A 1,432-nucleotide genomic window follows, 5' to 3' on the forward strand; every position below is an offset into this window, starting at 1 on the left:
GCCGACCTGCAGGCCGGCCAGCACGTGCTGGTGCAGGGCGGCGCCGGCGGCGTGGGGAGCTACGTGGTGCAGCTCGCGGCCGGTCTCGGTGCTCGTGTGAGCGCCACGGCGGCGGCGGCCGACCTGGAATTCGTCAAGGGTCTGGGTGCCGAGCAAGTTATCGACTATGCGCACGACCGCTTCGAGGATCACGTTCCCGACGTGGACGTGGTCGTTGATCTTGTTGGAGGAGCCACGCAGTCGCGGTCCTGGTCGGTCCTGAAACCGGGCGGTGTCCTGGTCACCCTCGTCGCCCCACCCGACCAGCAGGAAGCTGCCCGGCATGGCGTTCGTGGTGTGTACTTCATCGTCGAGCCCAACCAGAACGCGTTGCGTTCCATCGCCGAGCTCGTCGATAACGGCCAGTTGAGGCCGGTGCTGGACCGCGTGCTGCCCCTCACTGAGACGCGCTCAGGTTACGAGGCACTCGAGACAGCCAAACGCCGCGGTAAAATTGTCATCCACGTCGCTGACTAGTGCCCCGTCATGCAGCCTTGAACGGGTAATCCGGGTGGCGGATCTTGGAGCGGGCGGCGAATTCGGATTTCGGTTTGGCGGGTTGGGGTTGCAGGTTCAATGGTCCGAACTCGTCCACGCACAGCACTCGCCCGTCCGCCCGGCGGATGGTCGTAGAGGTCGAGGATCCGGCGCATCTTGGTCGTGAAGTCGGGGTCGTTGCTGGCCTTCCACGTCTTGGTGGCCTGCCACGACACGCCGCGTTCATGCAGGATCCGCCGCAGGGTCTCGACGCTGATCGTGGTCACGTAGCCAGCCTCGATCAGGTAGTCGCGCAGCTTGACCGGGGACCAGCAGGAGAACGGTCGGCCGAGGAAACGGGGGTCGCACCGGGCGATGACGCAGATCCAGTCGCGGGTCTGCTCATCGATCCGCCTCGGTGCGCCCCCCGCCCCCGTTTTGGGTCCAGCGCGGTAAACCCCCGCTCGTTGAACGCGTGGATCACGTCCGCACGTAGTCCTCGCTGGCCTTGAGCAGGTGGGCGATGTCCGGAGCCGGCTGCCCCTGGGCGGACATCAGCACCACGATCGCCCGGCGCAGCGGGCGTTGCCCCCTGGTCCTGGACACTTGAACCTTGGATCGTGATGGTCCGGGGAGATCAGGAGTCCCTGACAGATGGTGATGAAGCACTACTCCGCCGAGTTCAAGGCGGACGCGGTGGCGTTGTACCGGTCTCGGCCTGGTGCGACGATCGCGCAGATCGCTGACGATCTCGGGGTCAACCGGGAGACGTTGCGTAGCTGGGTCCGCGCCGATGATCGGCGTAGAGGCGAAGCCGCCGAGCCGGCGGCGAGGCCGCAGGCGACGGGCTCGGTCGAGGACGAGAATGCCGCGTTGCGGCGGCGGGTCCGCGAGTTGGAAGAGGAGCGGGACATTC

The 1,432-nt window shown here is 66.6% G+C and carries 4 protein-coding genes and 1 pseudogene; 2 read left to right on the forward strand and 3 right to left on the reverse strand.

Annotated elements, in window-relative coordinates; all coding sequences use genetic code 11:
• On the forward strand, positions 1–516 hold a 516-nt coding region (locus ONA70_RS36220; protein ID WP_265010978.1), incomplete at its 5' end, for a zinc-binding dehydrogenase.
• On the opposite strand, the gene ONA70_RS36225 is transcribed toward ONA70_RS36220, so the two are convergent.
• From ONA70_RS36225 to ONA70_RS36235, 3 genes and pseudogenes are all read right to left on the reverse strand, one after another.
• Positions 513–803, reverse strand: coding sequence for a hypothetical protein (locus ONA70_RS36225; RefSeq protein WP_265010979.1), 291 nt, complete (start codon positions 801–803; stop codon positions 513–515). The genes ONA70_RS36220 and ONA70_RS36225 overlap by 4 nt on opposite strands.
• A 21-nt stretch (positions 804–824) precedes the next feature.
• Positions 825–926, reverse strand: a pseudogene (locus ONA70_RS36230) (hypothetical protein); the annotation flags it as partial.
• Positions 927–996: 70 nt separating this feature from the next.
• Positions 997–1,122: a hypothetical protein gene (locus tag ONA70_RS36235; protein ID WP_265010980.1), complete on the reverse strand. Its 126-nt coding sequence runs from the start codon at positions 1,120–1,122 to the stop codon at positions 997–999.
• A gap of 48 nt (positions 1,123–1,170) precedes the next feature.
• Here ONA70_RS36235 and ONA70_RS36240 point away from each other — a divergent pair.
• Positions 1,171–1,432 (forward strand): transposase (locus ONA70_RS36240; RefSeq protein ID WP_265010981.1); only part of this gene is annotated, 262 nt, incomplete at its 3' end.

Origin of the sequence: Micromonospora yasonensis (assembly GCF_026013475.1) — a bacterium.
Classification (GTDB): domain Bacteria; phylum Actinomycetota; class Actinomycetes; order Mycobacteriales; family Micromonosporaceae; genus Micromonospora; species Micromonospora yasonensis.